Source organism: Proteus sp. fly-1067 (genome assembly GCF_040139345.1).
GTDB classification, from domain to species: domain Bacteria; phylum Pseudomonadota; class Gammaproteobacteria; order Enterobacterales; family Enterobacteriaceae; genus Proteus; species Proteus vulgaris_B.
Genome location: NZ_JBEEUL010000001.1, coordinates 520,631 through 547,014, shown reverse-complemented (window position 1 = coordinate 547,014; position 26,384 = coordinate 520,631). Strand labels below are relative to the sequence as shown.

Here is a 26,384-nt window from a genome sequence, read left to right as displayed (position 1 = left end):
CCACCATGAGAATAATCATGGGATATAATTCTTATTTAGTCAACAAGTTTTCTAAATATATTTTTATATGGAATAATTTTCTCTTTATTATCATCAATAAAGAGGAAATTATTTATATCACAGTTTGCTTGTTGTTCTTGAATTATTGATACTTCTAATCCGTGGGAAGCTCCTAGCGATTTATTTTTTCATATGTACTATTATTCACATCTAATAAAAAGGAACTATCATCATTTTTTACTATATAAATCTAAAGCTTACCAACAATTATCCATATTAGACTTTATATAAAAATTTAAATTGAATTGAGTTATAACACGAGAAAATCCAGATGAAAAACAGCGCTATCCTCACTACCGAGCACAAAATAAAGGTATATCTTGTAAACGCATTTACCCGCAATAATTCTGGAGGTAATCCCGCAGGTGTCGTACTTAACCCCCCTAATCTAAGTGATAAACAAAAAATAGAAATTGCCCGCCTAGTCGGCTTTTCTGAAACCGCATTTGTCTATACAGGCAAAGAGACCGACTTTAAGGTTGATTTTTTTACTCCAGAAGGAGAAGTTGATTTTTGTGGGCATGCGACATTAGCCGTTTTCTTTACTCTAGCTTCGCTTAATTTCATTGAGTCGGGTAATTACACGCAAAAAACAAAAGCAGGTATTCTAAGTGTCGCAGTAAGCTCACAAAGTATTGTTATGGAGCAAACACGTCCTGTTATGCGTCAAGGCCCTAATATTGATGTTGTCGCAACAGCATTGGGTATACACCGTGATGTTATTGAAAAAACTGGCTTACCCATTACGATCATTTCAACAGGTTTACACGATATCATTGTGCCTGTGCAACCAGGCTCACTAGATACTTTACAACCCAATTTTGATGTGATTGCGGATCTAAGTCGTGAATTTGATACCATCGGTTTTCACGTATTTGAATTAAGTCAAGACATCGCCATTACAGCTCATTGCCGAAATTTTGCACCTTTGTATGGTATCAATGAAGAATCTGCAACAGGCAGTTCTAGTGGAGCATTAGGCTGCTATTTGGTCAATTACGTTTTTCCTAATGAAACTCATTTTCTTTTAGAACAAGGCCGTGCGATGGGATGCTCATCGTTGCTTGAAGTGACGATTAATTCACACGCTCAAGAAATTCTTAGTGTTAGCGTTGGCGGGCAAGCTGCTATATTCGGAGAAAAAATAATCCGTCTTTAAATGGAAAAAAGCCCCGAAAAGGGCTTTTAATAATTGAATTCCGCAACGTTGTTAGTTTTTAATTAACCACGCCCTTTCGGACGATTAAGAATATGATCTTCCCAATCTTCAACTTCCGTTTCTGGCACTGCAATATACCTTACAGATATATTACCTTGGTGCATTTTTGCTTTATTTCCTGCAATAAGTGGGTGCCAACTTTGTAATGTTTTGCCTTCAGCAAGAAGACGATACGCACATGTCAGTGGTAACCACTCAAATGTTGGTAAATTATACCGAGTAAGCTTGATACAATCTGGCTCATAACGGAAACGATCTTCGTAATTACTGCATTGGCAGGTCTTAATATTAAGTTGATTACAAGCGACATTGGTAAAATATATTTCGTCGGTATCATCATCCATTAACTTGTGTAAACAACATTGCCCACACCCGTCACAAAGTGATTCCCACTCATCATCACTCATTTCATCTAATGTTTTAGTCTGCCAAAAAGCCTTTGTCATCTCTACGTTATTACCTTATTGCTCATCTGATACGAATTAAATAACCCGCGTTGTCAGCTGATGCTCGTTAACACTTAATACCAACATATCACCCGATTCTAGAGGGCCGACACCTTCAGGTGTTCCCGTTAAAATCACATCACCAGGACGTAGGGTAAAAAAGCGAGACATATAGCTGATAAGGGGTAAAACAGGGGTAAGCATATCACGACTGTTACCCTGCTGACGAATCTCATCATTAACACGTAACATTAAATCGACATTTTGTGGATCACCAAAAGAATTAACGGGAATAAAACCTGACAGTGGTGCAGAGCCGTCAAACGCTTTACTTTTTTCCCATGGTTGTCCTGCTTTTTTCAATTTACCTTGTAAATCACGTAACGTGAGATCAAGACCAATACCGAAACCCGCAATTGCGCGATCAACTCGATCTTCATTGGCTTGTTTGAGTGGCTGACCGATAAGTACAGCTAATTCGATTTCGTGATGAACAGCACCCATATCCTTAGGAATTGCAATAGGTTGACGAAGATCGCACATAGCGGTTTCTGGCTTGATAAAGATCACTGGTTCTTCTGAACGAATTGAACCCATCTCTTTAATGTGATTTGCATAGTTACTACCCACGCAAATTACTTTATTGACAGGGAAATCAAGTAACGCACCTTCCCAATCCCGATGTTGATACATAATGTGTTCCTTTTAGGTAAATTGCTGTGTTTTATTTCACTGCAAATAGGGCTAACTCGCGTTGGGCAGTGAGTTTATTTTATTAGCAACGCCATCAGCAATTGTGACAATGCTAAGGGCAAAGAAGTAAGAACTATTCCAATGCATAATTGTGCGGAAGTTTTGTGTCACTAAATAACTTCTGTGTAAATCATCATCTGGAATTATTAACCATACCTGCATATCGTCACTTAATTGGCTATTAGCAGGTAATTGAACGCCTAATGCTTTCCATTGAGCAACCGTTTTTTGTTGCTCGGCCTTAATACCTTCAAGTTGCTGGTTAAAATCTACTGATAAAGTAACCTGTTCCCCCCAAGGAAGTCCACTTTTCCAGCCTTCAGTCGCTAAATAATTAGCAGCCGAAGCAAATGCATCTTCACGCGTATTCCAGATATCTATTTTTCCGTCACCATTGCCATCTGCAGCATAAGTAAGGAAAGAAGATGGCATAAACTGAGTTTGTCCCATTGCTCCCGCCCAAGAGCCTTTCAAGCGCTGTCCTTGCGGTAAGTGTCCTTCCTCGATAATTTCAAGTGCTGCCATAAGTTGGCGTGTAAATAGCTCTTCTCGACGACCTTCAAACGCTAATGTAGCTAGCGCAGAAACGACATCTTCTTTGCCTTGCACTTTACCAAAGCCACTTTCAAGCCCCCATAACGCAACAATATAGTTTGCAGGCACTCCATATTTTTTGCTAATTAACTCTAAGGTTGATTGATTTTCTTGATAAAGATTAGCGCCTTGATTTAGACGACCATTGGTGACAATGCGCGGTAGATAAACATCGAGTGTAATTTTCTTTTCTGGTTGATTTCGATCAGATTTAATCACTCGTTCAATAAAATGTGCCTCTGAAAAAGCAAAATCTATTGTTTCTTGTTTATATCCTAATTGAGCCGCTTTCAATTTCAGTGCTTCAACATAAGCAGGAAATTGTGCAGCTGTGCGAGCATCTTTAGGAAAGGCCTGTTCTAATGATGCAATATTCACTTGTTTCCATCGAGGTGTTTTTTGTGTTTCAACTGCCGTTGCCTCTGGTGCGATAATTTGTCTTTCCGCCAATTTTTGTTGGCTATTAGTACAGGCTGACAGCATTAAACCAGAAACAATCACAGCGATGAACGAATATTTGAACATTTATGCTCCTTTTATCTCGATGATTTATTCAGTTTTTTCTGATTTTTTTAATTCATCTAAATAAGTATTTAACATACTTTCGACAGGTGGTGGAACTTGTAAGTAAAAACCCTGCTCAACTAATGCTTTTTTGACTTTTTCAATGTCAGCATGCGCTAAACGCTGTCTATCCGCGAGATTAAGCAACATTGCAAACTGAGGTTCGCCAAAACTTTGTAATAATTCGTCCGGGATTCGAGAAAAATCATCCTTTTTTTCGATGTATAAATAAGTTTGATCACGCTTGGTACTACGGTAAATTGCACAAATCATTTTCATTAAACTCTAATTATTAAAATAAGCGACTTGCCTGAATATTTTAGTAAATATAACATGCTTATATACTTTCGTAATATCGTCTCTGGTTTTTTGTGCCAGATTATAAAAAATTTACTGAGTCAGATAGATGTCAAACACGCCCATTGAGTTAAAAGGCAGTAATTTTACCCTTTCGGTACTTCATTTAAATGATGGAACACCGAAAGTTATTCGTCAGGCAATTTCAGAAAAAATTGCACAAGCGCCTCAATTTCTGAAAAACGCGCCTGTGGTTATCAATGTCTCTGCATTAGTAGATGATAATATTGATTTTAAAAAACTGAGGCGAATTGTAGAAGATGCTGGCTTACGTGTCGTGGGAATTAGTGGTAGTTCAAACGCTCAACAGAAAGAAGCGATAATTGCCGCACAGTTACCTATCTTAAATGAAGGTAAAATAGCTAAGCCAACAACTCAGGCAAATAACGATAAAACGAATGAAGCACAGTCAGTTGTGCGTCAAAAAACAAAAATCATCCATACCCCTGTACGTTCAGGGCAGCGCATTTATGCTCAAAATAGCGATTTAGTGGTTATTAGTAATGTAAGTGCAGGCGCTGAATTAATTGCTGATGGGAATGTGCATGTTTACGGTATATTGCGTGGACGTGTACTGGCTGGCGCATCGGGTGATCAAGAGAGTCATATTTTTTGTACGCATCTGTCTGCTGAACTTGTTTCCATTGCTGGTCAATATTGGCTAAGCGATCAAATTCCTACAGACTTTGTTGGTAAATCAGTACAACTGAGTTTGCAAGAGAATGAATTAACAATCGAGAACTTAATTTAGAGCATCGACAAGGAATCACTCCATGGCACGCATTATTGTTGTTACGTCAGGTAAAGGTGGGGTTGGTAAAACAACTTCCAGCGCGGCCATTTCTACCGGCCTCGCTCAAAAAGGTCATAAGACGGTTGTTATCGACTTTGATATTGGGTTACGTAATTTAGACCTTATTATGGGTTGTGAACGTAGAGTTGTTTATGATTTTGTTAATGTTATTCAGGGTGATGCTTCTTTAAATCAAGCATTGATTAAAGATAAGCGTACAGAGAACCTATTTATACTCCCTGCTTCACAAACAAGAGATAAAGACGCGCTCACTCGTGATGGTGTAGAACAAGTATTAGATGAACTCGATGAAATGGGGTTTGATTTTATTATTTGTGACTCTCCTGCTGGTATTGAAAGTGGCGCATTAATGGCCCTTTATTTTGCAGATGAAGCAATCATCACAACAAACCCAGAAGTTTCATCTGTGCGTGACTCCGACCGTATTTTAGGCATTCTCGCCTCTAAATCACGTCGTGCTGAGCGCGGTGAAGATCCAATTAAAGAACATCTGTTATTAACACGTTATAATCCAGGCCGAGTGAGCCGTGGCGATATGTTAAGCATGGAAGATGTTCTTGAAATTCTATGCATTCCACTTTTGGGTGTTATTCCCGAAGATCAATCTGTTTTACGTTCATCTAACCAAGGTGAACCAGTTATTTTAGATAGCGAGTCTGATGCGGGTAAAGCCTATTCGGATACAGTAAATCGTTTGTTAGGTGAAGAACATCCATTCCGTTTTATTGAAGAAGAGAAAAAAGGCTTTCTGAAACGCCTTTTTGGGGGGTAAAAGATGGCTTTACTAGATTTTTTCCTGTCGCGTAAAAAGCCGACAGCTAATATTGCCAAGGAGCGTTTGCAAATTATCGTCGCTGAACGTCGCCGTGGTGATAGCGAGCCAGCTTATTTACCTGATATGAAAAGAGATTTATTAGGTGTTATCTGTAAATATGTGCAGATAGATCCAGAGATGCTTTCTGTTCAATTTGAACAAAAAGGTGATGATATCTCTGTATTAGAGCTAAATGTGACCTTACCTGAAAGCGAAGAACCAACAAAGTAAATCATATTTTACGCTTTTTATAAGTCATTATTCACAGAGCCAACCATGAACTATAATTAATTTGATTGGCTCTGTGTTTAATTATATACAATTTGAATTCACCTGAATGCGCAAATAGCGCTATATCTCGTTGCTATTTTAATCATTGGTGATAAGTCACAGGAGCCATTTTATTTCGCAATAACATTTACTTTTACTGTTTCTATATTTAATGCATTTATTACTATCACCTATTCTTATAGGCGATATTTTTTGCATGAAAAAAATAAGAGCCTCTTAAGAGACTCCTATTGATTTTTCTTTCACAGAGATTATTGATGCGATTTATCAGCAATTTTATCTTCAGCAGTTAGAAAATCGTCTATCAACAAAATTAAGGGTATTGCGCCAGAATTTCCGTTATTTTTTCTTCTAATAAATCTTTACGCCAGCGCGAAATAAGCTCAGGCTGCCCTTCTTTTATTTTCCAATGAATACTTAATAACTGATTAATTTGTCTTCTTGAAGCCAATAATTCTGGGTTATAGCGCTTACTTTCACTCATTTCTTGAATAACGGATTTTATCGCTTTAAAAGCTTTTTTATAATTTGGTTGTTCAATGATATTGCCAATAGGCTCAGGACAATCTTCATCTTTGATCTCTTTAGCCTTAGCAACAAAATCTAATAAGCGGCGTCCATGACAACGAATTTCCTGACCTGAAAGCGATAATGCATCTAATTCAGCGAGTGATGTAGGAAGATAGCGAGCAACAGCCCATAAGTGTTCTTCTCTTACCACAAAATTGAGTGCCATATCACGCGCTTTAGCTTGGTTTAAACGCCACTCGGCTAACATTTTTAAACAGGCTAATTGCTGGCCTTTTAATTGCCATGCATTGCCAATATCACGATAAGCGAACTCAGGAGAAACCGTTTCTTGTCGACGTTGAGCTATCATTTCACATTCATCTACAATCGCCTCCATGTATCCGGCTTCTTCAGCTTCTGCAATAAGTTTTTTGGCTAATGGTAATAAATAGAAAACATCACCACTGGCATATTGACATTGCTTTTCCGTTAAGGGACGAGCCAACCAATCAGTGCGAGATTCGCTTTTATCTAATGCGATATCTTCATATTTCTCGACTAACGTTGCAAAGCCACAAGAAATCGGATAGCCCAAAAATGCAGCAACCACTTGAGTATCAATCATTGGTTTGGGAACACAACCAAACTGGTGAGAAAATACTTCGAGATCTTCACTCCCCGCATGGAGATATTTCATGATGTTTGGAGCAGTTAATAATTCAACGAAAGGAGTCCAATTTGTTATTGCTAGGGGATCAATAAGAGAGATCTGTTTACCATCATACATCTGAATCAAACCAAGATGCGGGTAATAGGTACGTATGCGGACAAACTCTGTATCTAATGCGATTTGTGAAGCTTGTGATGCGGCTTTACAAGCGGTTTCTAATGCAGTGTCTGTCGTAATCAATTGATAATTCAAAACAGGTTTCTCTTGTTTTTATGTCTAATGACTTTTTATGTAATGACAAAAACGCCGGTATAAACCGGCGAAATTGAAAAAGGTTATTGAGTGTTGTATCAAGATTCAGTTGAGGTTTTCAACTGTTTTTCTTCATTTCTTAACTCTCTGCGTAAAATTTTACCGACATTGGATTTTGGTAATTCATCACGAAACTCAATAATTTTAGGTACTTTATACCCAGTTAAGTAGCGACGACAGTGTGTTTTTATCTCATCTTCCGTCAATGTAGGGTCTTTTTTCACTATAAAAATCTTAACTGTCTCACCTGAATTTTTACTCGGTACACCAATTGCCGCTGATTCTAATACTTTAGGATGGCCCGTAACCACTTCTTCAACTTCATTAGGATAAACGTTAAATCCTGAGACTAAGATCATATCTTTTTTACGGTCAATAATACGAATAAAGCCTTCGTCATCCATTGTCGCAATATCACCCGTTGCAACCCAACCATCGTGTAAAACCTCGTCAGTGGCATCAGGGCGGTTCCAATATCCTTTCATGACCTGAGGTCCACGAACCCACATTTCACCGCCTACAGTTCGGTCAACTTCGTTACCTTCATCATCCATAAACTTAACGTCAGTTGAGGGTACAGGTAATCCAATACTACCACTGTATTTTTTCAGATTATAAGGATTACCAGTGACCAGAGGAGAACATTCTGTCAGGCCATAACCTTCTAATAAATGTTTGCCTGTTAACTCTTCCCACTCTTTGGCGACACTGCTTTGTACAGGCATACCACCACCAACAGAAAGATTTAGTTTGGAAAAATCAAGTTGACGAAATTCAGGATTTTGCAACCAAGCGTTAAATAACGTGTTTACACCTGTAATAGCCGTGACAGGGTAACGTGATAACTCTTTAATTGTCCCTTTCACATCACGAGGGTTAGTGATAAGTAAGTTTTTACCCCCAACTTCAATAAACAGCAGGCAATTAACGGTTAAAGCAAAGACGTGATACAGCGGTAATGCGGTGACCACTAGTTCTTTACCCACATTTAGAGCAGGAACATAAGCCGCTTTGGCTTGTTCAAGATTTGCCAACATATTGCGATGCGTTAGCATGGCGCCTTTAGCAATACCCGTTGTTCCACCTGTATATTGTAAGAATGCTAAATCGTTACCGGTAATTTCAGGTTTGATATATTGCATTCGATAACCGAAATGCATTGCTCTTCGAAATGAAATGGCATCAGGCAAATTATATTTAGGTACTAATCGTTTGATGTACTTAACAACAAAATCAACGAGTGTTGCTTTAGGGCGAGATAATTGATCACCCATTCGGGTTAAAATAACGTGCTTAATGCTGGTATTAAACACAATTTTTTCGAGTGTATGCGCAAAATTGGAGACAATAACAATGGCGCTTGCACCACTGTCATTTAACTGATGTTCAAGTTCTCTTGGTGTGTAAAGTGGGTTTACGTTTACGACAACCATGCCTGCACGAAGAATACCGAAAAGTGCGATAGGATATTGCAATAAATTAGGCATCATTAAGGCAACACGATCACCTTTTTTCAATCCTAAGCCATTTTGCAGGTATGCTGCAAAAGCACGGCTACGCTCTTCAAGTTTGCGATAAGTCATGACCTCGCCCATATTGATAAAGGCGGGTTGATCTGCGTAATTTGCGACAGCGTTTTCAAGCATCTCAGCAAGGGATGCGAAACGGTCCGGGTCAATTTCAGCCGGAACATCTGCCGGATAACGTTTAAGCCAGACTTTTTCCAAAGTAGTACTCCTGATTAATCGCACTTCTTGGGTTAATATTATGTTTCATTTTTAACAAAGTATTAACTCATCCTACCAGCACAAACAATTTTCTGTTGTGAAGATGAGAAGTGTGTCACTAAATATTTTATTTTTAGATTAACAAAAAAGAAGGCGGTCAAAACCGCCCTCTCTTTTATTTTTATTCAACTTTAATAACGCTATTAGATAGTTACCTAATATATTATAGATATCAATTATACACCGTTTCACCCAATTGGAGATGAAATATTATATTGTCATGCGATTACAAACCCATTTTTTATTCTAAAACGGGCACAACCTGACCAGTTCCATATGGATATCCACCATAACCACCATATCCATGATGATAACCCCAATATGGGCCATCACCATAATATCCCCATGTCATAACAGGTGCTGGCATAATCACTTGCTGTGTCAGTGTCCAACGTTTCATTCCTGTTACATCCATACGTAAAAATGGATAGCTCGCTTCCCCAACTTTTCCTGTTTCAACGCCTTTAATCGTTCCAACTACCGTTACATACTGGTTTTTATAATCTGTAGGATCTAAGAAATGCATGACATTTGCATAGAGACGCCCAATAGACGGCTGTTGTAATTCAGGTGCTGCATCATATTGAGAAAGTGGCATAACGGCAATTTCTAGCTGTGTGGATGATTGAAGATTTTTAACATCAATCACACGTCCGCCAAAACGACCTTCTTGACCTACATAAAGTTCAGGTGCTACAAAAATACCATTTAAATCAGTGACAGGCGTTGCTGATGTTCCTTTTATTGATTCAGGTATTGAGACACATCCCGTTAGAAACAAAGCACCAGACAAAAATAGTGTTTTGCTTACCAAACGGTAGTTTAATTGTCTTTTCATAAACCACCTCATTGCAAGTCATTATTGACGTTACTCTATAATATTATTATAGCTTTACTCTGTAATTTCTAATAGATATTCATAATCTATTCACGACCAGGTAGTTTTTTCCACGTAACTTCGTTACGCAAATAAACAGGTTCAGCCTCTTCTACTCTTGTGGCTTTTCCTTCATGCCAAGCAGTAACTGCAAGCGGTAGCATATCTTGTGCCGCCGGCAATGTAATATCAGTTTCAACAACGGTAAAAGGCAATGTCTCTTTTAATTCAGTATAGGCTTGCCAACCCGTACCCGCCATTGCCCAAGTACCCGTGGTTGATTGTAAGGCTTCAACAAAGTGTTCAGGTTTCATCACAGCTTCTGTTTCTTCACCTAACCAAATCCCTTCGTCGTTACGTTGATATTGAGCACAATAAATTTCACCCATACGTGCATCTATTGCGACTAAAACCTGCTTGATCCCTGTTGTTCTAAATACACCTTCTGCCATGGTGGCAAGTGATGATATACCAATCATGGGTAATTCAGCACCCAACGCGATACCTTGTGCAACACCAACACCAATACGAACCCCAGTAAAACTGCCTGGACCACGCCCAAAAGCAAGGGCATCTAATGATTGCAATGTTAAGTTCGCTTCTTCTAAGGCGCTTTTGACCATAGGTAAAATCTTTTGTGTATGTTCACGAGGTGAGATCTCAAAACGTGAAGCAACAACGCCTTCATTCCAAACTGCAACTGAACAAGATTCTGTTGCAGTATCTATTGCTAAAATTCGCAGTGACACGCCATAACTCCGGCAAATTCGATAATTAAAAGAGAAAGAATAATATCATAATAGTGTTCGACAGAATAAACACACATTCTGTGCGGTCGCTATTATGAACCCAATATTTCTTGTTTTTCATTCTGCTGTGCGCGTTGGCTCAAAAAACTCATGGTTTTTTCAAGAGAACGTGTTCGTGGTGAAGGGGGTAAACTGCTTAAAAAAACCTCTCCGTATGCACGAGAAACCAATCTATCATCACACACTATAATTGCGCCATAATCGTGTACATCACGAATTAATCGTCCAACACCTTGTTTTAAACTAATTACAGCATCCGGAATTTGCACATCCCTGAATGCATCACCACCCCGTAATTCACAATCTTCAATACGTGCTCTTAATAGAGGATCATCTGGTGCCGTAAAAGGTAATTTATCAATAATCACACAAGACAATGTATCACCGCGCACATCAACCCCTTCCCAAAAGCTTTGAGTTGCAACCAAAAGTGCATTTCCTGATGAGACAAATTTTTGCAGTAATTGTGTTTTACTCATTTCCCCTTGCATCAATACAGGTAATGGCAAACTGGCTTTAAACTCTTCGGCAAGTCCACGCATCATGGCATGTGAAGTACAAAGGAAAAAACAGCGTCCTTGATTCTTTAAAATAACTGGCGTTAGCATGGCGGCTAAACGTTTCGCCGTATAAGGCTGATTTAAGGGTGGCAAATAACGCGGTACACACAATAATGTTTGATGTTGATAATCAAAGGGGCTATTTAAAATCAATGTTGTTGCATTTTCTAAACCTAGCCTATCTGTATAATAAGACATTTGTTCATTTACAGAGAGTGTTGCCGAGGTAAATACCCAACTGCTTTTATGTGATTTAATTAATTCACGAAATTTATCTGCAACAGAAAGTGGCGTAATAGCCAGTAAGAAATGACGCCCATAACTTTCAAACCAGTAACTATAGCCCGGAATTGTGGTATCAATCAGACGTTTTAAGCGATTGCGATAAACAGTGGCTCGTTCAAAAGCACTATCAAGTAATTGACTTCGCCCTAACGATAGCTTCATAACGTCATAACTTAGTTCTAGCGCATCATCCAGTAACGTAAGAAAACGTTTTGTTTCACCACCCTGTAGCAGTTCTCGTAAATTACCTCGATAGCCTGTTTCACCTAATACTAAGCGAAAATCCATTACCATTTGAGTTAATCGATCGGCGCTTTTTTGCAATTGAACTTGATCACGCACTTCAGTGCGATAAGCAACGGTCATATCTCTAGCGAGATCAAAAAGCTGCCTACTAGTAAGTTGTTGACCAAAATAGTGGCTGGCAATATCCGGAATTTGATGAGCCTCATCAAAGATCATAATTTCAGCTTCCGGAATTAATTCACCAAAACCAGTATCTTTAACGACAGTATCCGCCATAAATAAATGGTGATTAACGACGACAATATCTGCATCCATTGCTTTTTTACGTGCGCTTAGAACATAGCACTCTTTATAGCGAGGACAATCACTTCCTAAACAGTTATCGTTAGTGCTCGTGACTAGAGGCCAAACTCGACTATCTTCTGCAACACTATGACAACGGCTAACATCACCATCTTCTGTCTGTGTTGACCATTGGCGCACATACATCACGTCAGATAATACTTCGGCTTCTAGATCACCACCACTGAGCATTTGTTGATCGAGCCGCTCTAAACACAAATAATTTGAACGCCCTTTTAATAAGGCCGTGTTGCCATCATAATTAATTGCTTCAATGATTGTCGGTAAATCCCGGCTATAGAGTTGATCTTGTAAGGCTTTAGAGCCTGTTGAAATAATGGTTTTTTTACCTGAACGCAAAGCAGGTACGAGGTAAGCATAGGTTTTCCCCGTTCCCGTACCAGCCTCCGCAATAAGTACACCCTGCTTATCAATAATATCTGTTATTGATTTCGCCATTTGTCGTTGAGCTTCACGGGGATGAAATCCAGGAATAGTTCGGGTTAAAATCCCGTTTTCTGCAAAATCGTCTGACACAGGCATACTCTTTTTATAAAATAAGACGTAAATTATGCCAGTGGATAATCAAAAGTACCACCTATGCCGTTAATACAAAGGAGAACTCAATGACAATTAAACGTATCGATCCCGAAGATCGCTGGTCTGAAGCGGTTATTCATAATGACACTATTTATTACACCGCTGTACCAGAGAATCTATCGGGCGATATTATTGAACAGACAGCAGATACATTAGCGGCAATCGATGTTTTATTACAACGCGTAGGTTCTGATAAAACTAAAATTCTTGATGCGACAATATTTTTAGCTGATAAAGCCGATTTTGAAGGAATGAATAAAGCATGGGATGCTTGGGTTGCTAAAGGTAGCGCGCCTGTACGCTGTACTGTGCAAGCACAATTAATGCACCCTGAATATAAAGTCGAAATTAAAATTATTGCAGCAATGTAAATACATTTATTAAGCACCTACTTTTATAGGTGCTTATTTTCTTTGATTTAACGTATTTTTATAATGTTATTTTAACTCAGGTATCCTATTTTTTATTGTCTCTGCATGACAACTGTATATTTTTGCTAATTTTTCATCACTGCCTTCAGATGTTACTTTCCCACAAATAAGATCTTTATTTTTTATCCACTGACGTTGGCCTAACAATAAAGCTTTTCTTTGTTCACTACTTAAACTTTGCCATCTATTATTTAATTCAGCATCTGCTGTAAGAAAATCTTGTTTTGCTTGAGAAAGTGAAAGTACTGGTGTTTCTTGCAAAGCCTGTCTTTGACGACGAACTTCTTGTTGCTCTAACGCCTGTTGACGTAGTGATCCTTGCTCTGCTTGTTGGTCTAATAGTTGTTGTTGACGCGTCAATTCTTGCTGTTGGCGAAGTTCTTCTTGTCTCTTTTGTAATTCTTGCTCTTGCTGTTGTTGCAATATTCTTTGTTGTTCTCTAATTGGTTTTATTATAGAAAGAGCAGAAACAAAAGCGGCACCATTTGAAATACTGTTTTTAGCTGAAATATTCACAAAAACCGTTTTATTATCATCCGTTGGTTGAGTGGTATAATCAATCCTTGCTGAGAAAGTATTAGCATTTTGTTCTAATGAAAAGTCTTCAAGTGTCTTATCAAGATTACGATTAAATTCCATCCGATAATAGTCGTGCAATGTTTCATAATTATTTGCTGGTAATGTCATTGAAACCATTGCTGAACAAGATTTCATCGTACTGTTTGGATCATTAGATTTAGTCATTATTTCAGACACGTTAAAACTCATTTCTTCTAATGTTGTTCGTTTTAATTGATTAGTTACATCAGAATAACGGCTCGTTTGATGAGAAACTTCTTCTAGTGCTGTTTTTTTCAATGCTTCAATAAGAGAAACTTGTGTTAATTCTGAAGAGCAACCAATAGGCTCTGTTTTTTCTCCACACGCCGTTAACAAGAGAGGAAAGCATAAAGCAATATATTTTAGTTTCATGGTCATATTCCGATAATCTTAAATAGCTAAATTGTAAGTGTAAAATAGTTAAGTTTATTTTATATTAAATATTTTTAATTTCACTTTATTTAACGACTCTCTAAAACATCAATATTAACTACACCCAATAGATCAACCTTTTCTTGAGCATAAAAAAAGCTGAATTCAGAAAGAACTCAGCTTTTTTATATAACTTACTTTGTGCTGTGATAATCAGATTACTATCTTTATCAAAATCTCACTTATTATGTTAAGTAGATTTAAGCAAATTTAATCATTACCATACCAACCAGTAATAATATAATTCCACCCCATCCTTTATAATTGAGCCTCTGATTAAATAAGATCCAACCGGCAGCGATAGTTGCAATAATACCGAATGCTCCCCAAAGTGCATAAGCAACTGAAAGCTCTATCCCTTTGACTGCCATTGCTAGTGCACTAAACGCACCTAACACACAAAACAGTGATAAGATTCCTAATCCCATTCGGCTAAAGCCGTTAGACATTTTTAAAAATATATTGGCAATAATCTCAAGCACTACGGCAAGTATTAGGAACGCACCATGCCACCATTCAAATTGAGCTAGCATAATTAAGCCTCCTTGATATTGGCAGGAATTGGCTTATTCGCTCCTTTTACGGCACTCGCAACGTGCTTGGCTTTACCCGCGATACTTTTTACCGAATCGGTTGTTTTCTTAGCAACAGCCGATTTTTTAGTACCGGATTTGATAAGCGTGATCCCTGCAATTAACATCGCTAGACCACCTAACTTTAATGGTGACAGCGATTCACCAAACCACAGAACGCTGAATGTCGTAATAATGACAATTCCAATACCTTCCCATAGTGCATATGCTACACCTAATGCCACTTTCTTAACGGCTATGGCTAAAAAGATATAGGAAGTGGCAATCATTAACCACATCACTATCATACCGGTGTAGCCACCGCTTACACTGGCGTACTTCATTGATAAAGTACCGATAACTTCACAAACGATAGCTAATGCTAAAAATATCCAATAAATCATTTTTTCATCTCTCATACACATTTGAAATACGCCGAAACGTTTCTTGCGCAGGAAGATAAAGAATATGTAGATAGTCTTTCTGGCGGCAATAAAAGCCGAACGTTAAGGCAACGTCATTTCCTGATTGCGTCAGGAATTAAGATGAGAGATTTCTATAATGCGCCACACCAGTAGTGTTCGCTGGATAAAATAGCAGAAAGGAATAACTTATAGGTAGAACGTTTAACTTTGACGCTTTTGGCGCTAGTCATGATTATTTATTCTTTCATCGCACAGACCATCCGCACGATATACTCCGAACCCTCATATAAGATGGTTAAATGTTACATGATATTTCTATCACGCCGAATTATTTAAAGCAATGCCTTTTCGCAAAATATTTTTGTTAATTGATTGGTTTTATTTAAGTTTTAGTTTCTGACCAAAATCAAATTGCATAGTTAATCAGTGATTTTACGATCCTTCAGTAGTTTTATTCATCTAAATTGCTGTAATTATGCTTAAAGGTATTTAGCTGATAAAAAACACCCAGCATAGCTGGGTATTTTTCGTTAGAATGGAAAATCAAAATCAATCATTCAATTTCATTCCATGAACGACCATCACGAGTGATCATTGCAACAGATGCAACAGGTCCCCATGTACCCGCTTGGTAAGGCTTAGGCAGTTCATTGTCGCATTCCCATGCATTAATAATTGAATCAACCCATTTCCACGCTTCTTCTACTTCATCTCGGCGTACGAACAATGCTTGAATACCACGCATTGCTTCTAACAATAAACGTTCGTAAGCATCTGCTAAATGTGTTTGATTGAATGTTTCAGAGAAACTCAAGTCCAGTTTCGTAGTTTGTAAGCGATGTTTATGATCAAGACCAGGTGCCTTATTCAGCACCTCAATATCAATACCTTCATCTGGTTGTAAACGAATAGTCAGTTTATTTTGTGGTAACTCTTGATAAGTTTCACTAAAAATATTGAGTGCCGGTTTTTTAAAATAAACCACAACTTCTGAACATTTACTTGGTAGGCGTTTACCTGTTCTTAGATAAAACGGAACCCCTGCCCAGCGCCAGTTATCAATATCAGCACGGATAGCGACAAAAGTTTCTGTATGACTGGTTTTATTTGCACCTTCTTCATCAAGATAGCCTGGCACTTTCTTACCTTGTACAAAACCACCCGTATATTGCCCACGAACCGTTTTTTCGCGAATATTAGTGTTATCAATACGACGCAATGAACGTAAGACTTTCACTTTTTCTTGACGAATACTATCAGCGGTTAAATCAGCTGGTGGTGACATTGCTATCATCGTTAAGATCTGCAACAGGTGATTTTGTACCATGTCACGCATTTGACCCGCTTGATCGAAATATCCCCAACGCCCTTCAATACCCACTTCTTCTGCAACAGTTATTTGGACATGATCAATCGTTTTATTGTCCCAATTGTTAACAAACAGTGAGTTTGCAAAGCGCAGTGCTAATAGATTTAAAACTGTTTCTTTACCTAAATAGTGGTCGATACGATAAATTTGGCTCTCTTTAAAGTATTTCGCCACACTATCATTGATAGAAACAGAAGACGCTAAGTCTGTGCCCAATGGTTTTTCCATCACAACACGGTTTGGCTCTTTATTAAGTTTTGCATGGCCTAAACCTTTACACATTGCACTAAAGGTACTTGGTGGCATTGCAAAGTAGTAAATAGCGGGTAATTTGTCTTGTTTGAGGTGCTTTGATAGCTCAATGAAATGGTCTGTTTCATTGACATCAAGATTACAAAAATCTAAGCGATCACTTAAACGCTGCCAAATTTCAGGATTAATTTCTTCTTTTAAAAAAGTTTTTAATGCTTCGTGGGCAACATTTTTATATGCCTCGGCATCCCAATCAGCACGACCTACACCAATAATGCGAGAGTCAGGGTGAATATATCCTGCTTTTTCCAATTGATATAATGATGGAATAAGCTTGCGGCGTGCTAGATCCCCTTTCGTACCGAAGATAACCAGATCACAGGCCTGAGCAGTCGATATCGCTGCCATAGTACGTCTCCTCATGATGAGATTTTGTAATTTTGTTACAGAATTTTGTATTAATGTACTCTTTTGGGTGTATTCAGTAAATACGCTCGCACATTTAGTCTCTAACTTACCACACATATTGTAACGCTTCATTTTATGTCTAGTGTTTTATCCTTTCTTGTAACTTTACAACAGTTTTGTTTCTGATTTTCAGCTTTGAAAGTTAGACACACGTCATACTTTAACGAAAAAAGCCCTGTTTACCGATGGTTTGCACTGCAAGCCTTGTTCTTTGCGTAGTATATTTTCATAAAACCGTTATAGATTTCTCCTTTTATTGAAATTGGCAAAGCCAAGGATCTGTATATTTAATGAATATATTGGAAAGGGTTCAGTCTAATCTGGACATCTTGAGTAAATCAGAAAAAAAAGTTGCAGAAGCTGTTTTAACTGCACCACAAACTGTTATTCATTCTAGTATTGCCTTAATGGCTAAAACCGCTGATGTCAGCGAACCCACGGTTAATCGCTTTTGCCGTCGCATGGCAACCAAGGGATTTCCTGATTTTAAATTACAATTAGCACAGAGCATTGCTAACGGCACGCCTTATGTAAATCGTAATATTGATGATTCTGATACAGTCTCTTCTTATACCAATAAAATTTTTGAATCCGCCATGGCGGGACTTGAGAACGTTAAAAATAATATTGATATCGCCGCAATCAATCGTGCAGTTGATATTTTGACACAAGCTAAAAAAATCTCTTTTTTTGGCTTAGGCGCATCAGCGGCCGTGGCTCATGATGCCATGAACAAGTTTTCTCGTTTTAATATTCCTGTTACTTACTTTGATGACGTTGTTATGCAGCGTATGAGTTGTATCAATAGCGCTGATGGTGATGTTGTCGTGGTTATCTCCCATACGGGGCGGACTAAAAATCTCGTTGAAATAGCTAAAATTGCACGTGAAAACGATGCTGCAGTGATTGCTATTACGACACCCGGCTCACTTTTAGCCTCTGAAGCCACCCTTCCTATTTTACTTGATGTGCCTGAAGATACTGATATCTACATGCCAATGATCTCCCGCCTTGCACAACTCACTATTATTGATGTTCTCGCGACAGGATTTATTTTACGTCGAGGACCAAAATTCAGAGATAACTTGAAGCGCGTCAAAGAAGCTTTACGTGATTCACGGTTTGATAAGTAACCGTTTTTAATTATTCTGTTAGTATTGTCACACTTCCTATTGTGCCCCTGACTAGATAACTTTTTGAAAACTGGTAGCATATCTGCGAGCTAACTCTCGCATATGATGAAAACAGTAGTGTATGTTGCAATTAGCTTGATGCGTTTCACTTAACATATTGGATAAAATATTGTCTAATTTCTGTTTTATCCAATAGCCAACACCTTTTCGTTCAAGGTCAACGGAGTAATACATGTCCAGACGGCTCAGAAGAACAAAAATTGTTACCACCTTAGGCCCAGCAACAGATCGTGATAATAACTTAGAAAAAATTATTATTGCTGGTGCAAATGTTGTTCGATTAAATTTCTCTCATGGTTCTGCGGAAGATCATCTTGCTCGCGCTAATCGTACGCGTGAAATTGCAGCAAGATTGGGTCGCCATGTTGCTATTCTTGGAGATTTACAAGGCCCTAAAATCCGTGTTTCTACATTTAAAGACGGAAAAGTTTTCCTGAATGTCGGTGATAAATTCTTGCTTGATGCCGCCCTTGAAAAAGGTGAAGGCAATCAAAATCAAGTCGGCATTGACTATAAAGGCCTACCTGCCGATGTGGTTCCTGGTGATATTTTGCTACTCGATGATGGTCGCGTTCAGTTAAAAGTTCTCAAAGTTGATGGACTAAAAGTCTTTACTGAAGTCACTGTGGGTGGCCCTTTATCTAATAATAAAGGAATTAACAAGCTCGGTGGCGGTCTTTCTGCAGATGCATTAACAGAAAAAGATAAACAAGATATTATTACGGCAGCTAAAATTGGTGTCGATTATCTTGCTGTTTCATTTCCAAGAACAGGTGAAGATCTTAACCTCGCTCGGCGTTTAGCCCGTGATGCAGGTTGTGAATGTCAAATCGTATCTAAAGTAGAGCGAGCTGAAGCGGTAGCTAATGATGAAATTATCGATGAAATCATTATGGCATCCGATGTTGTGATGGTAGCTCGTGGTGATTTAGGCGTTGAAATTGGCGATCCTGAACTTGTTGGTGTGCAGAAAAAATTAATTCGCCGTGCTCGTCAGCTTAATCGTGTTGTTATCACAGCTACTCAAATGATGGAGTCAATGATAACAAACCCAATGCCAACTCGGGCAGAAGTTATGGACGTTGCTAATGCGGTGTTAGATGGCACTGATGCCGTTATGCTTTCGGCAGAAACTGCAGCAGGACAATATCCAGCAGAAACAGTCGCTTCAATGGCACAAGTCTGTTTAGGGGCTGAAAAAATGCCTGCGGCTAATGTTTCTAAGCATCGCTTAGATATGGTGTTTGATACCGTGGAAGAAGCAATTGCGATGTCCACTATGTATGCCGCTAACCACATGAAAGGCGTTAATGCGATTATTGCGATGACAGAATCAGGCCGTACTGCACGCATGATGTCTCGTATTAGCACCGGTTTACCTATTTTCTCAATGTCTCGCCATGAGAAAACACTAAATCAAACAGCACTTTATCGTGGTGTTACGCCTGTTTACTGTAGTACTCACACTGATGGTATTGCTGCCGCTAACGAAGCAATTTCTCGTTTGCGTGATAAAGGTTTCTTAGTTTCTGGCGATTTAGTGCTAGTCACTCAAGGTGACCTTATGGGTACAATCGGTAGCACTAATACATGCCGTATTTTGACGGTTGAATAATACCCAGTTGTAAATCTTAATAACAAAACGGGCACTTAATTAAGTGCCCGTTTTTTATATTTACTTATTAACTGACTAATCCAATATATTTTCACGCGAGTAAGGCTCTATTTCGCCCTCTTTACGTGTCTTCAGTAATTTTAAGATCCAAGTATATTGTTCAGGGGTTGGTGCCACTAGTGCTTCTAACTCTTCATTCATTCTACGTGCAATGTACGCATCATCTTTATCTTCAATATCATCCATCGGCTCACGAATAATAATGTGAAGTTGATGTGTTTTATGACAATAGACTGGGAACAAAGGCACAATAGCGGCTCGGCATACTTTCATTAAACGCCCAATCGCAGGTAATGTTGCTTTATATGTACCAAAAAAATCCACAAATTGGCTATGCTCTGCGCCATGATCTTGATCAGGCAAATAATATCCCCAAAAGCCTTGTCGAACAGAAGAAATAAATGGCTTAATGCCAGCTTCGCGCGAATGTAATCGTCCATCAAAATGGTGGCGTGCTTTATTCCATAAATAATCAGCCACGGGATCTTTTTGGTGGTGGAACATAGCCGCCATTTGCTGGCCTTTGGCTGCTAATAACATTGCAGGGATATCAACTGCCCAACCATGTGGCACCATAAAAATGACATTACGGCCTTGCTCTTTAAAACGTTCGATGATCTCCAAGCCTTGCCAGCTTGTTCGTTTTAATATGTGCTCAGGCCCTCTTAAACAAAGCTCTGCTAACATTACAAAGGATTGAGGAGCCGTTTCAAACATACTATCAAGAACTGTTTCACGTTGTGTTTTATCCCATTTTGGAAAACAGTATCTCAAATTGATATCTGCACGACGTCTTGCGCTTTTCGCTTTACGCCCAACAAAACGACCAATAGAAGCAAGAAATGGATCACGCCATTTAACTGGCATATAAGCCAATGCACTTAAAACACCAGCACCTATCCAAGTTCCCCAGTGACGAGGATGTAAATATGCACGGTGAAAAGTAGGCACATAACCCGCTTTGCTATCTGTATCTTTTTCTTTATTCATCAGATAACTCTCTGAACTGACACCCCTAATAGGCGTAAAAAACGTTAAAACAAAAACGGATGATATCAATCATCCGCTTTTATGTCTTTAAAATCGTGTTTATTGTCAATCGGCTAGCACTAATTGAGGCTTAATCTCTTTGACTTTAGCTAGGTATTCTTGCTTATCTTTGCCTGTTAAACCATCAGCTCGAGGTAATGTTGCCGTTAATGGATTAACTGCTTGTTGGTTGATCCACAGTTCATAGTGTAAATGAGGTCCTGTAGAACGCCCTGTATTACCTGATAACGCAATTCTATCGCCACGTTTAACACGTTGCCCTGGTTTTACTAATAATTGACGCAAATGCATATAACGCGTGGTGTATTGGCTACCATGGCGAATAGCGATAAAGTTACCTGCGGCACCACTATATTTTGCCACAATCACTTCACCATCCCCTGTTGCTAATACTGGTGTACCCACTGGCATAGCAAAATCGACACCTTTATGAGCCGCTAAACGTCCTGTAACTGGGTTAATACGACGAGGATTAAATTGAGAAGACACTCTAAACTGTTTGACCGTTGGGAAACGCATAAACCCGCGTTCTAATCCACCTGCTTGGCTATCGTAAAAACGGCCATCTTCAGCAAGGAACGCATAATAATCTTTACCGGCACTACGTAAACGGACACCAATTAGCTCACTTTGCTCAGTGCGCCCATCAAGCACTTCACGAGAAAACAGTGCCGCAAATTGGTCACCACTTTGTAATTTTTTAAAGTCTACTTGCCATTGTAATGCTTTAGTAACAGCGCGTGCTTCAGCGTTAGTTAAACCTGCGTTTGTTGCACTAACAGAAAAACTGCCTCGAATAACACCAGTCGTTACGCTATTTTTCCATTCCCCTTTCTGGAATTCTTTTGTTTCTTTAAAACCCGCTTCTGTACGAGTATAAACGCGAGTTTCGCGACGAGAAACACCCCAGCTTAATTCTTGAAGTAACCCACTATCATCAAGTTCCCAGCTAATTGGTTGCCCAATTTTGAGATTTCTGAGATCTTTATTTTGATTAGAGATAGTCGCAATATCAGCAGAATCAATACCAAACTGAGTCAGTATTGAGCTTAACGAATCGCCACTAGACACAATATAAGTATGAGGAACTTGTGCGACTGTTGTACTTGCATCAATACCATCATCTGCACCAACCAAGCCTTCGTCTGTAAGCTGATCGCTACTATCTGTGATGATGTCATCGGTATTTTCGCCTTGATTAGCAAGAGGCATTTGAATACTGACAGGAACTTCTCGACTTTGTTCATTTTGAAGAACCACTGGCCGCCAAATCGCGACGGCCAATGTTGCTGCAGTTAACGAACCAAGCATGATTTTATGTGGGAGTGGTAAACTTAAATATACCTGTGCAATGGATTTCTTCTGCTGCACGCTCTTAATTCCTTATTGTGTTTCATTCAGGCAGCTCGCATATTGGTTAGCTAGTTGGGTAAGGAATTTTACATAGCTCTCTTGAGTTAGAGCAATCCCACTTCCTAGGGGGTCTAATACACCCATTTTAACCCCAGTGCCTTTCGCCACTGTTTCTATTACTGTCGGCCTAAATTGTGGCTCAGCAAAAATGCAGGTTGCTTTTTGCTCAACCAACTGTGTTCGTATTTGATGTAATTTCTGTGCACCTGGCTGTATTTCAGGGTTGATAGTAAAATGACCTAATGGCTTTAAATTATAATGTTTTTCGAAGTAGCCATAAGCATCATGAAAGACAAAATAACCCTTATTTCTAACAGGCGACAGAATATTAACAAGATTTTTATCAGTTTGCTTGAGTTGTTCGCTGAATTTACCTAGGTTTACGTCCAGAAGTTCTTTTTTATCTGGATAAAGTGCAATTAACCTTTCATGGATCTGTTTTGCAGACGACAACGCAATCTCTGGTGATAACCAGATGTGCATATTATAATCACCGTGAGAATGATGTTCGTGATTTTCCTCATGTTTATGCACATTGTCATCATCATCTTTCAATAAAAGCGACTTTATTTCGTTAGTTTCTGCTAAGGCCAACTTATGATTGTCTGTAAGTCTGTTTAATGGCCTATCTAAAAACACTTCCATATCAGGCCCAATCCATACCATTAGGTCTGCGGAAGTAATTTTTTTTAAATCAGAAGGTTTTAACGCGTAATCATGTGGAGATGCACCATCCGGTAATAAAACTTCCGTTGGGGTCACCCCGTCAGCGATAGCTGCAGCAATAAACCCGATAGGTCGAATAGAAGCCACCACATCAGCCTGAACAGAAGCGCTGAATGAACTTATCATTACAGTCGCTAAAAATGATTTCAATAAAAAACGATGCGCAAATTTGTTGTTTTTATGTAACATAGGAAGAATTCTCGTGAATCGTCATTGGAAATGTTATATTATAACGTTTCAATGATTCTGCAAGTGCTAATTTTATGTCTGACTTGATTTGTTTAAAATCGGTTTCTGTTTCTTTTGGTGAAAGAGAAATTTTAAAAGATATCTCTTTTGATTTAAAAGCAGGCCGTATTCTTACTTTACTTGGCCCTAATGGTGCAGGTAAATCCACGGTTATCCGTTTAGTTCTTGGGTTATTAAATCCAACATCAGGAAAAGTAGAACGCCATAATACGTTACGTATTGGCTATGTTCCTCAAAAACTTTATCTTGATCCCACAATGCCATTAACAGTTAAGCGCTTTATGACGCTAAAACCAGGTGTGCAAGATAAAGATATTCTCCCTGCCCTTGAGCGTGTTAATGCAGCTAAATTACTCAATCAGCCAATGCAAAAACTGTCTGGTGGTGAATCTCAGCGCGTGTTGTTAGCAAGAGCCTTGCTTAATCAACCTCAACTTTTAGTCTTGGATGAGCCGACTCAAGGTGTTGATGTTAATGGCCAATTAGCACTTTATGATTTGATTAATCAACTTCGTAATGAATTAGGTTGTGCTATTTTGATGGTTTCTCATGATCTTCATCTTGTGATGGCAAAAACAGACGAAGTGCTCTGTTTAAATGGTCATATTTGCTGTTCTGGTACACCTGACGTGGTTTCTTCTCATCCTGAATTTATTGCCATGTTTGGAAGCCGTGGTGCTGAACAACTCGGTATTTATCGTCATCATCACCAGCATAGTAAGGAGTGTCGTCATGATTGAGTTGCTGTTACCGGGCTGGATTGCCGGTATGCTCTTAGCAATGGCGGCGGGCCCTTTGGGCTCTTTTGTCGTTTGGCGTCGTATGTCTTATTTTGGCGATACCTTAGCTCATGCCTCACTACTTGGTGTTGCTTTTGGTTTGCTATTTAATATCGAGCCTTTTTATGCCGTTATTGTAGTCACTCTTCTTTTAGCTGTTTTGTTAGTGTGGTTAGAATTAAAACCACAACTTTCTGTTGATACTCTTTTAGGGATCATGGCACACAGTGCGCTTTCTTTAGGGCTTGTGGTTGTTAGTTTAATGTCCAATGTACGTGTTGATTTAATGGCATACCTATTTGGTGATTTACTCTCGGTTAACTATCAAGATGTTATTAGTATTTTTATTGGCGTTGTGATTGTTTTATTTGTGATTATCCGTTCATGGCGTCCACTACTTTCTATGACCATTAATCAAGATATGGCTTTTGTTGATGGTGTAAATATTCAGAAAGAACGTTTAAAGCTAATGATGATCACCGCACTAACCATTGGTTTAGCCATGAAATTTGTAGGGGCGCTGATCATTACCTCTTTACTCATCATCCCTGCGGCAACAGCCCGTCGTTTTGCTCGTTCACCAGAACAAATGGCTCTGATTGCAATCGCTGTTGGTATGCTAGCAATTACTGGCGGTTTAACCTTCTCTGCTTTATATGATACTCCCGCTGGCCCTTCTGTGGTTTTAGCTGCGAGTTGTCTATTTATCTTGAGTCTATTTGTCCCTTCAAAACAGTAATTGAAATATAAAATAAGATTTTATGCAAAAAATAACCCTCACTATTAATTTTTAGTGAGGGGTATTTTTTAATGATTGATTATGAATAAATTAGTCTTCCATAATTCGATTAAAATGACGATAGGCATGATTAGTGGCAACACGGCCTCTTGGTGTACGCTGAATAAACCCTTGCTGTATTAAATAAGGCTCTAACACATCTTCAATGGTTTCTCGCTCTTCACCAATAGCGGCCGCAAGGTTATCTAATCCCACCGGACCACCCATAAATTTATCAATGATGGCAAAAAGTAATTTACGATCTAAATAGTCAAAACCCGCAGCATCTACATTTAACATATCAAGTGCTTTAGAGGCGGTATCCTCATCGATGGCTCCATTACCTTTGACCTGTGCAAAGTCTCGTACTCGGCGTAACAATCGATTAGTAATACGTGGTGTACCGCGTGAACGCATTGCAATTTGACGGGCTCCTTCATCTGTCATCTCTAGTCCCATAAAGTTAGCGCTACGAGAGACAATGTGTTGGAGATCGTCAACATTATAAAATTCAAGACGTTGCACAATACCAAAACGATCACGCAAAGGTGACGTTAAAGAGCCAGCTCTTGTGGTTGCTCCCACTAAAGTAAATGGCGGTAGATCAATTTTAATCGAACGTGCGGCAGGCCCTTCACCAATCATAATATCGAGTTGGTAATCTTCCATTGCAGGATAAAGGATTTCCTCAACCACGGGAGAAAGTCGATGAATTTCATCAATAAACAGTACGTCATGAGGCTCAAGGTTAGTTAGCATTGCGGCTAAATCTCCTGCTTTTTCAAGCACAGGCCCTGATGTTGTACGCAAATTAACCCCCATTTCATTGGCAATGATATTTGCCAATGTCGTTTTACCTAATCCGGGAGGGCCAAAAATAAGCAAATGGTCGAGTGCATCATGACGTAATTTAGCCGCCTGAATAAAAATCTCCATCTGTTCACGAACTTGTGGTTGCCCAACATATTCGGCAAGAGATTTAGGGCGAATAGCCCTATCTATTATTTCTTCTTCAGGTTGTTGAATTTCTGCTGAAATCAGGCGATCTGCTTCAATCACAAT

At 38.9% G+C, this 26,384-nt stretch carries 26 protein-coding genes; 9 read left to right on the top strand and 17 right to left on the bottom strand.

All coding sequences use genetic code 11. The features are described 5' to 3' along the window. Positions 1-331 precede the first annotated feature (331 nt). Positions 332-1,219 carry a PhzF family phenazine biosynthesis protein gene (locus ABN217_RS02545; RefSeq protein ID WP_197269145.1) on the top strand — a complete coding sequence of 296 codons (888 nt, stop codon included), beginning with the start codon at positions 332-334 and terminating at the stop codon, positions 1,217-1,219. 62 nt (positions 1,220-1,281) lie between these two features. Here ABN217_RS02545 and ycgN read toward each other — a convergent pair whose 3' ends face one another. The 4 genes from ycgN to ABN217_RS02525 are packed head-to-tail and all read right to left on the bottom strand — an operon-like array spanning position 1,282 to position 3,909. Continuing rightward, positions 1,282-1,725 carry a cysteine cluster protein YcgN gene (gene ycgN / locus ABN217_RS02540; protein ID WP_109408109.1) on the bottom strand — a complete coding sequence of 148 codons (444 nt, stop codon included), beginning with the start codon at positions 1,723-1,725 and terminating at the stop codon, positions 1,282-1,284. Positions 1,726-1,761: 36 nt separating this feature from the next. Further along, a complete protein-coding gene (locus tag ABN217_RS02535; protein WP_196554191.1) occupies positions 1,762-2,418 on the bottom strand; it encodes a fumarylacetoacetate hydrolase family protein in 657 nt (218 codons plus the stop codon). 51 nt (positions 2,419-2,469) lie between these two features. Next, positions 2,470-3,597: a lytic murein transglycosylase gene (locus ABN217_RS02530; RefSeq protein WP_349459023.1), complete on the bottom strand. Its 1,128-nt coding sequence runs from the start codon at positions 3,595-3,597 to the stop codon at positions 2,470-2,472. Positions 3,598-3,621: 24 nt separating this feature from the next. Then, positions 3,622-3,909, bottom strand: coding sequence for a YcgL domain-containing protein (locus tag ABN217_RS02525; protein WP_072068467.1), 288 nt, complete (start codon positions 3,907-3,909; stop codon positions 3,622-3,624). A gap of 133 nt (positions 3,910-4,042) precedes the next feature. Between ABN217_RS02525 and minC the strand changes: the two genes are divergently transcribed. From minC to minE, 3 genes are read left to right on the top strand one after another with little or no spacing between them, the layout of a single operon-like run. Beyond that, positions 4,043-4,744, top strand: a complete 702-nt coding sequence (gene minC / locus ABN217_RS02520) for a septum site-determining protein MinC (protein WP_196554189.1) — start codon at positions 4,043-4,045, stop codon at positions 4,742-4,744. A gap of 22 nt (positions 4,745-4,766) precedes the next feature. Next, positions 4,767-5,579: a septum site-determining protein MinD gene (gene minD, locus ABN217_RS02515; protein WP_099075461.1), complete on the top strand. Its 813-nt coding sequence runs from the start codon at positions 4,767-4,769 to the stop codon at positions 5,577-5,579. A 3-nt stretch (positions 5,580-5,582) separates the two neighbouring features. Continuing rightward, a complete protein-coding gene (gene minE, locus ABN217_RS02510) occupies positions 5,583-5,852 on the top strand; it encodes a cell division topological specificity factor MinE (RefSeq protein WP_072068194.1) in 270 nt (89 codons plus the stop codon). A gap of 373 nt (positions 5,853-6,225) precedes the next feature. Here the strand turns inward: minE and rnd are convergent, their stop codons facing one another. The 5 genes from rnd to yoaA form a co-directional block, all read right to left on the bottom strand. Next, entirely contained in the window at positions 6,226-7,344 is a 1,119-nt protein-coding gene (gene rnd, locus ABN217_RS02505) for a ribonuclease D (RefSeq protein ID WP_340893074.1), read from the bottom strand. Between the two features lie 98 nt (positions 7,345-7,442). Beyond that, positions 7,443-9,131, bottom strand: coding sequence for a long-chain-fatty-acid--CoA ligase FadD (gene fadD, locus ABN217_RS02500; protein WP_115349821.1), 1,689 nt, complete (start codon positions 9,129-9,131; stop codon positions 7,443-7,445). A 301-nt stretch (positions 9,132-9,432) separates the two neighbouring features. Beyond that, a complete protein-coding gene (locus ABN217_RS02495) occupies positions 9,433-10,029 on the bottom strand; it encodes a Slp family lipoprotein (protein ID WP_072068197.1) in 597 nt (198 codons plus the stop codon). Positions 10,030-10,115: 86 nt separating this feature from the next. Beyond that, positions 10,116-10,817 (bottom strand): tRNA (adenosine(37)-N6)-threonylcarbamoyltransferase complex dimerization subunit type 1 TsaB, encoded by a 702-nt coding sequence (gene tsaB / locus ABN217_RS02490; protein ID WP_349439046.1) that lies wholly within the window; start codon positions 10,815-10,817, stop codon positions 10,116-10,118. Between the two features lie 92 nt (positions 10,818-10,909). After that, complete coding sequence (gene yoaA / locus ABN217_RS02485; protein WP_082151759.1) at positions 10,910-12,853, bottom strand: DNA repair helicase YoaA; 1,944 nt, start codon at positions 12,851-12,853, stop codon at positions 10,910-10,912. 83 nt (positions 12,854-12,936) lie between these two features. Here yoaA and ABN217_RS02480 point away from each other — a divergent pair, with 83 nt between their 5' ends. Then, on the top strand, positions 12,937-13,281 hold the full coding sequence (locus tag ABN217_RS02480) for a RidA family protein (RefSeq protein WP_098942664.1): 345 nt from the start codon (positions 12,937-12,939) through the stop codon (positions 13,279-13,281). A 66-nt stretch (positions 13,282-13,347) separates the two neighbouring features. Here the strand turns inward: ABN217_RS02480 and ABN217_RS02475 are convergent, their stop codons facing one another. The 4 genes from ABN217_RS02475 to zwf form a co-directional block, all read right to left on the bottom strand. Next, positions 13,348-14,313, bottom strand: coding sequence for a lysozyme inhibitor LprI family protein (locus tag ABN217_RS02475; RefSeq protein WP_196554186.1), 966 nt, complete (start codon positions 14,311-14,313; stop codon positions 13,348-13,350). A 260-nt stretch (positions 14,314-14,573) separates the two neighbouring features. Next, entirely contained in the window at positions 14,574-14,906 is a 333-nt protein-coding gene (gene mdtI, locus ABN217_RS02470) for a multidrug/spermidine efflux SMR transporter subunit MdtI (protein WP_196554185.1), read from the bottom strand. Between the two features lie 2 nt (positions 14,907-14,908). Next, the gene (mdtJ, locus tag ABN217_RS02465; protein ID WP_072068468.1) at positions 14,909-15,349 is read right to left on the bottom strand and encodes a multidrug/spermidine efflux SMR transporter subunit MdtJ; all 441 of its coding nucleotides are present in this window, start codon (positions 15,347-15,349) and stop codon (positions 14,909-14,911) included. Positions 15,350-15,923: 574 nt separating this feature from the next. Next, a complete protein-coding gene (gene zwf, locus ABN217_RS02460) occupies positions 15,924-17,399 on the bottom strand; it encodes a glucose-6-phosphate dehydrogenase (protein ID WP_072068202.1) in 1,476 nt (491 codons plus the stop codon). Positions 17,400-17,749: 350 nt separating this feature from the next. On the opposite strand from zwf, the gene ABN217_RS02455 reads away from it, so the two are divergent. After that, positions 17,750-18,592, top strand: a complete 843-nt coding sequence (locus ABN217_RS02455; RefSeq protein WP_196554184.1) for a MurR/RpiR family transcriptional regulator — start codon at positions 17,750-17,752, stop codon at positions 18,590-18,592. A 232-nt stretch (positions 18,593-18,824) separates the two neighbouring features. Further along, on the top strand, positions 18,825-20,267 hold the full coding sequence (gene pyk / locus ABN217_RS02450; RefSeq protein WP_072068204.1) for a pyruvate kinase: 1,443 nt from the start codon (positions 18,825-18,827) through the stop codon (positions 20,265-20,267). A 75-nt stretch (positions 20,268-20,342) separates the two neighbouring features. On the opposite strand, the gene lpxM is transcribed toward pyk, so the two are convergent. The 3 genes from lpxM to znuA all read right to left on the bottom strand — a co-directional run bounded on the left by lpxM (position 20,343) and on the right by znuA (position 23,705). Next, positions 20,343-21,317 (bottom strand): lauroyl-Kdo(2)-lipid IV(A) myristoyltransferase, encoded by a 975-nt coding sequence (gene lpxM / locus ABN217_RS02445; protein ID WP_196554183.1) that lies wholly within the window; start codon positions 21,315-21,317, stop codon positions 20,343-20,345. Between the two features lie 105 nt (positions 21,318-21,422). Next, positions 21,423-22,748: a murein DD-endopeptidase MepM gene (gene mepM, locus ABN217_RS02440; RefSeq protein ID WP_349439051.1), complete on the bottom strand. Its 1,326-nt coding sequence runs from the start codon at positions 22,746-22,748 to the stop codon at positions 21,423-21,425. 12 nt (positions 22,749-22,760) lie between these two features. Continuing rightward, positions 22,761-23,705, bottom strand: coding sequence for a zinc ABC transporter substrate-binding protein ZnuA (gene znuA, locus ABN217_RS02435; RefSeq protein WP_072068207.1), 945 nt, complete (start codon positions 23,703-23,705; stop codon positions 22,761-22,763). A gap of 74 nt (positions 23,706-23,779) precedes the next feature. Between znuA and znuC the strand changes: the two genes are divergently transcribed. Further along, positions 23,780-24,505, top strand: a complete 726-nt coding sequence (gene znuC / locus ABN217_RS02430; RefSeq protein WP_115349826.1) for a zinc ABC transporter ATP-binding protein ZnuC — start codon at positions 23,780-23,782, stop codon at positions 24,503-24,505. Further along, positions 24,498-25,283, top strand: coding sequence for a zinc ABC transporter permease subunit ZnuB (znuB, locus tag ABN217_RS02425; RefSeq protein WP_196554182.1), 786 nt, complete (start codon positions 24,498-24,500; stop codon positions 25,281-25,283). The genes znuC and znuB overlap by 8 nt, the downstream gene beginning before the upstream one ends. Before the next feature lie 90 nt (positions 25,284-25,373). On the opposite strand, the gene ruvB is transcribed toward znuB, so the two are convergent. After that, complete coding sequence (gene ruvB, locus ABN217_RS02420; protein WP_340893085.1) at positions 25,374-26,381, bottom strand: Holliday junction branch migration DNA helicase RuvB; 1,008 nt, start codon at positions 26,379-26,381, stop codon at positions 25,374-25,376. Positions 26,382-26,384 lie beyond the last annotated feature (3 nt).